Genomic DNA, 5,494 nt, shown 5'->3' on the forward strand with positions numbered 1-5,494 from the left:
AAATTAACCAGCTATGCAAAACACAGCGCATCATAATAATTTTAACGCCTTCTTTTGTCACGAAGCAGACCTGTAGAGGATTCGTCAGGTCCGCTGTGAGCGAGAAGCGGACGTTCGCACTCCATTCCTTTTACTTCTCCTCTGCGCGAGCTTTTTGTTCTGTGGATGGCGTCGGCAGATTCCTGACTGTTGATTCCTGCGTCAGTGCGTCGTTTTCCACAGCACCCAACAAAGCATCCAGCAGCCCGGGAAAGCGAGCATTAAGATCTTCCCGGCGCAGCGATAGTAAATTTTCGCGCCCGAAAGGGCGCTGCCAGATAACGCCACTATCCCGTAAGACACGCCAGTGGTGAGTCAGCGTCGATTTAGGAATCCCACTCAGCACGGCGCTACAGGCATGTTCACCGCCGCCCGCCAGCACCCGAACCACCGTCAGACGTAATGGATTTCCCAAAGCTGTCAGCACGTTTTCAAGACGTATTTGTTCCGCATCAGGGTGTTTAGAAAGCATGGGGTTTCTCAGCAGATAGTGGACATGCCAACACTATACTTTAAATTTTATCAGTTGACTAATGTACGAGTACATACATACATTAAATGTACGTATGTACTCGTACTTTAGTTTATATGGAGATTATTTATGGTTACTGCCTTACGGGAATCAGGTGCCCCTCGCTTTCAACACCTCAGCCTGGCTCTGCTTGCTTTCGCCCAACTCATGTACTCCCTTGATATCAATATTGTGTTTGTAGCACTGCCGGAAATTGGATCGGGACTGGGTTTTTCGGAGCACACGCTCCAGTGGGTGGTCAGTGCTTATACGGTATGCTGTGGGGGATTTTTATTGTTCGGTGGACGAGCAGCAGATCTTCTGGGGCAACGTCGTGTTTTTATCGGTGCGTTATGGCTCTACGCGCTCTCCTCACTGGCCGGAGGATTAGCGTGGAGTCCTGTCGTCATTGTCATTGCACGAGCCATACAGGGTATAGGCGCGGCATTACTTTTTCCTGCCACGCTTTCGCTTATAAACAGACTGTTCGAGGAAGGGCCTTCACGCAACCGGGCACTGGCAGTCTGGGGCGGCGCAGGCGCAAGTGGTCTTACACTGGGATCGCTCGCCGGCGGGATACTTACAGGTGTGTATGGCTGGCCGTCAGTATTTTTCGTCAATGTTTTATTGGCAGCGATTGCAATATGCGCCGCTTTTTTTGTGTTACCTAAGGACAGTGTCCAGAAAGAGCGCCGCAGCTTCGATTTACCGGGCGCTGTGACCGTCACCACAGGAGCAATTCTGCTGGTTTATGCTCTGGTTCAGGGGCCTGAAGAGGGTTGGTTGTCAGAGCATATTCTCTTATCACTGAGTCTGTCAGTGGTATTTCTGCTGGCGTTTGCCGCCATAGAATCTCGCAGTCCCGACCCATTAATGCCGGTACGATTATTCAGGAATCGAAGTCTGACAACAGGCATGGTGATCACGTTTATTTATATGGGAACCTTCGGTGCGCTGCCTTATTTTCTGACCGTTATGTTTCAGAACGTTATGGAATACAGCGCCTTGCAGACCGGCCTGGCGTTTATAGCTCCTTCGCTGGCAATTTTTGTCGGAACGCAATTCGGAGCCCGACTTGCAAATAGTCTGTCGTTACGCAAAGTTTTACTCGCCGGTTTTTTAACTGGAATTGCGGGTACGCTGGCACTGGTTCCATCAGTCTATTCAGGTGCATCTTATTTAACCGTATTACCGGGACTGGTCATTTCAGGACTAGGCCAGGGAATTGTCTGGACGGCAATGTGGGTAGCTACGGGTTCAGGTGTAAAGCATGACGAGCAAGGGGTGGCTTCAGGAATGGCTTCTACAACGCTGAATGTTGGTAACGCTATTGGTATTGCTCTGTTAGTGGCTTTATCCGGAAGCGGGACCGTAAGTCTGCATCAGGTGAACGCGACAAACAGTCTCCAAAATGCCTTACAAATTGCATTTTATCTGGCTGCAGCGGGACAAATTGCAGGGATTTTTGTTTCCTGCCTGTTACCTTGCAAAGCTGCGATGATTTGCCAGCAGAAATAACCTGGCAGAAAATCAGTATCTTTTGCCGATGGCTTCAGATGAAAAGTATTAATGTGGAAGACCTGCTGTATAGCGGGTCTTTTAATTTACAGCCTGCGCTGGGAGATGCGCGAAAATTTCAACATGCTGCTGTACTGGCCTGCATGTGAACGTCCGCTCCTGGCACAAAGCGGACTGACGTCAGACAAAAGTCCGCTATGATCGAACAGCGGACTTTTTAATGTAAAAAGTTAATAAACAGGTGATTTTTATGTTATCGCCTGTTAGCCTGGGCAAATGACAGCAACCGGCTCAGTACAATCTCACCCATTCAGTATCATCACCTCTAATTCTTAGGTGGGATAACGTTCGCCATTTCCCGCCGGTAAGGTGGGCCTTACCGGAACAAACCTGTGAGGTAAAAATGGACTTCGATACAGTGGCAACTTCAGTAAAACCTACCCTGCATCTTTTATGCGGAAAAATTGCATCAGGCAAATCCACATTATCTGCAAAATTAGGTGCTTTACCTGGCTCCGTAATTGTTAGTGAAGACGACTGGCTGGTTACGCTCTATGCAAATGAAATGCAATCAGTGGCGGACTATATTCAGTGTTCCTCAAAGCTCAGAAGCGCTATGAAGCCCCACCTGGTGGCACTACTCAACGCGGGTTTATCCGTTGTTCTAGATTTCCCGGCAAACACACGGACACAGCGTGAATGGATGATGAGTATCATTAAGGAGTCAGGTGCTGATAATCGTCTGCATTATTTGAATGTATCTGATGAAGTCTGTAGAGCCCGGTTACACGCCCGTAACGCAGAAGGTGCGCACGACTTTGCAGCTACAGATCAACAGTTCGATATCATAACGAGTTATTTCTCAGAACCCACAGTTGACGAAGGTTTTGATATTATCGAATACCTCTAAATGCATCATCCGCGTTTAAGCTGACATCGAGCAGCTTTTTTCTTTTCCGAACATTGAGCGTACTTATGATGCCATAACTTAGACAACGTCCGCTCCTGGCACACAGCGGACTAACAAGAAGGCCGATGTCCGCTTTGAGCGAAAAGCGAACTTCTAAACAAAGCATATAAAGCTGCTGTCTTGACGAGTTTTGGCCATGCGTTTTGCAATTCTGGCAGGTTGACCGTAACAAATAACCTTTGCATCATGGCATGGAGATGTTTCCCACTCAGGAGAAGGTTACAGTGGTGAGTATGAAAAAAAGGATCGTCATCGTGGGTGCCGGAATCACTGGTGCTTCAATCGCATGGCATCTTGCCCACCTTGAATTTGACGTCACTGTTATTGAGCAAAATATGCCTGCATCAGGGGCGACCGGCAGCGCGTTCGGCTGGTTGACCGGCGTGGTGTGTGATGATGCGCCTGATGTGCTTCTCCGGCGCGCCGCACTTGAGGACTGGCACAGGCTTGAAGAACAAATTCCGGAGCTTCAGATTAACTGGGGTGGTTCATTAAAATACGGCGCAACGTCTCAGGCCTGCCTACCTGAAGAACGCCTACTCGACACAGCCGAAATAGCCAGTCTTGAGCCTGCGTTGGTACTTCCTCCCTCAGAAGCCCGTTATGCTGCAAAAGATGGGGCCATCGATGCCATAGAAGCGACACGTATATTACTGGATAAGGCCTGCGGAAAGGGGGTGGTAGTGCAAAACCAAACGACCGTTGAGGGTTTTTGCATGACCAATGGCAAGGTGACAGGTGTTCTGACCTCTCAGGGGCAACTGGAGGCGGATTGCGTTGTGCTGGCCTGTGGAACGGGTATTCCCGCTCTGACTAAGCTGATGGGTACCCCTGTTCCGGTTCTGGCATCACCTGCTGTATTGCTACGTTTTGCAGCACCCCAGTGCGTAGTCAAAACTCTCATCGCAGGTGATGATATAGAGGTTCGACATTGCCGTAACGGGGATTTGCTAGCAGCTGAGGATTACCCGGCAAACGGCAGCGTCAGAGAAACTGTTATCGCTGCTCAGGCCTTAATAAGAAGCCGGCTCAGGGGCGCAGAGTCGGCTTCTCTCACCCAATACTCAATAGGAGAACGCCCTGTTCCGCAGGATGAGTATCCAGTTCTTGGCTTCACTGATGAGAGCGAGGGCGTCTATGTCGCAGTTATGCACCCAGCTGTTACTTGCGCAGCTGCGATCGGCAGGCTGGTTTCTGAAGAATTACGCAACGGTAAGAACGATGAGATCCCGGAGATTTACCGTCTCTCTCGCTTCGGAAATAAGCCTTTACAGCAAAGTTAATATGTTGATAAGCACTAATCTGTGACCTGTTTATTAGCGTCCGGAATGTTATTTAAGTCCAACTCAGGCACAACTCGGACGAACCCCAGACTCATGAGGTCCGTTTTGAGCGAAGAGCGGAAGTTCGCAATTGTTCTCACAACTGGTTAAGGCATTACTAACATCACGATGTATTAATTAATGGGGTTAAGGCCAGTGCAATTTTAAGGAGTTTTTCCAAAACATCTCTTTACGCCATAGTGTGTAGATTCTTCTTATCTTTAGAGGCTGTAATGTTAAAAGTAATTGCCGAAGATTTTATAAAACCTGATTGTGTTGAGAAGGTTATGGCCTTGTACCGTGAGCTAGTATCGGCCACTAAAAAGGAACCTCTTTGCATTGCTTATGATCTGTATATCGATGAAAAGGACCCGGGGCATTTCATTTTTATAGAGGAATGGCCGGATCGTAAAGCTCTCGAATTGCATTGTGAAAGTGAGCATTTCAGACGGCTTGTGCCATTGATTGACCAACATAAGCGCAAAGATGCTCAATACATTCTGATGAATCGTCTCGTAACCACGCACGGCTTATAAAAATTCATGCTATCAATACCTTATATCGAATTTTTTACACACATATAGGTCAACTATGGAGCTGCATTAGCCCCAGCTTTTTGATGTGAGGTTATGTCCGTTTCTGGCACCAAGCAGCCCACGGCAACAACCGGGGGGCTGCTGTGAGCGAGGAGCTGACATCAACACAATGCATCTGACAATTGAGTCACTGACTTCATGGAGTTGAACTTTCTTAAAGCCATCTGATATATGCTATGTCAGTTAAAAATGGAGTTGAGCAATGACTGAGTTGAAAGCACCCTACTGGAATCGCATGGTGCCTGAACTGACAGTAATGGATTTTTGTGTCTCCCTGCACTTCTATGTTGACGTGCTTGGTTTCAACATCATGATAAGGCGTCATGAGCCCGATTTTGCCTACGTCAGTCTCGGCGAGGCACAACTGATGCTGGAGAAATATAATCCGGAAGGATGGAATACGGCTGAACTCGTCAGACCGCTGGGTCGCGGAATTAATTTTCAGATAGAAGTAGAAGATATCGAGTCGGTGCTTGCTCGTGTCCGCGCTAATGGCTTCAAGTTGTACAGGGAGCTACGCGACAATCACTATAACATC

At 48.2% G+C, this 5,494-nt stretch carries 6 protein-coding genes; 5 read left to right on the top strand and 1 reads right to left on the bottom strand.

The window, feature by feature from the left end; genetic code table 11:
- Positions 1–130: 130 nt before the first annotated feature.
- On the bottom strand, positions 131–511 hold the full coding sequence (locus EPE01S_RS22330) for an ArsR/SmtB family transcription factor (protein WP_062749582.1): 381 nt from the start codon (positions 509–511) through the stop codon (positions 131–133).
- Positions 512–640: 129 nt separating this feature from the next.
- Here EPE01S_RS22330 and EPE01S_RS22335 point away from each other — a divergent pair, with 129 nt between their 5' ends.
- The 5 genes from EPE01S_RS22335 to EPE01S_RS22355 all read left to right on the top strand — a co-directional run.
- Complete coding sequence (locus tag EPE01S_RS22335; RefSeq protein WP_072277531.1) at positions 641–2,068, top strand: MFS transporter; 1,428 nt, start codon at positions 641–643, stop codon at positions 2,066–2,068.
- 403 nt (positions 2,069–2,471) lie between these two features.
- A complete protein-coding gene (locus EPE01S_RS22340) occupies positions 2,472–2,978 on the top strand; it encodes a P-loop nucleotide/nucleoside kinase family protein (protein ID WP_062749585.1) in 507 nt (168 codons plus the stop codon).
- 293 nt (positions 2,979–3,271) lie between these two features.
- Positions 3,272–4,321: an NAD(P)/FAD-dependent oxidoreductase gene (locus EPE01S_RS22345; protein WP_244634678.1), complete on the top strand. Its 1,050-nt coding sequence runs from the start codon at positions 3,272–3,274 to the stop codon at positions 4,319–4,321.
- A 272-nt stretch (positions 4,322–4,593) separates the two neighbouring features.
- Positions 4,594–4,896, top strand: coding sequence for a putative quinol monooxygenase (locus EPE01S_RS22350; RefSeq protein ID WP_062749593.1), 303 nt, complete (start codon positions 4,594–4,596; stop codon positions 4,894–4,896).
- A 262-nt stretch (positions 4,897–5,158) separates the two neighbouring features.
- A partial coding sequence (locus EPE01S_RS22355; RefSeq protein ID WP_062749587.1) for a VOC family protein occupies positions 5,159–5,494 on the top strand: 336 nt, incomplete at its 3' end.

This window comes from Erwinia persicina NBRC 102418, assembly GCF_001571305.1.
Classification (GTDB): Bacteria; Pseudomonadota; Gammaproteobacteria; order Enterobacterales; family Enterobacteriaceae; genus Erwinia; species Erwinia persicina.

What these genes read in the sequence shown, in the direction of transcription:
- EPE01S_RS22340 (WP_062749585.1), top strand. Translation starts at nt 2,472, where the DNA reads ATGGACTTCGATACAGTGGCAACTTCAGTAAAACCTACCCTGCATCTT.
- EPE01S_RS22330 (WP_062749582.1), bottom strand. Translation starts at nt 511, where the DNA reads ATGCTTTCTAAACACCCTGATGCGGAACAAATACGTCTTGAAAACGTG.
- EPE01S_RS22350 (WP_062749593.1), top strand. Translation starts at nt 4,594, where the DNA reads ATGTTAAAAGTAATTGCCGAAGATTTTATAAAACCTGATTGTGTTGAG.
- EPE01S_RS22335 (WP_072277531.1), top strand. Translation starts at nt 641, where the DNA reads ATGGTTACTGCCTTACGGGAATCAGGTGCCCCTCGCTTTCAACACCTC.
- EPE01S_RS22345 (WP_244634678.1), top strand. Translation starts at nt 3,272, where the DNA reads ATGAAAAAAAGGATCGTCATCGTGGGTGCCGGAATCACTGGTGCTTCA.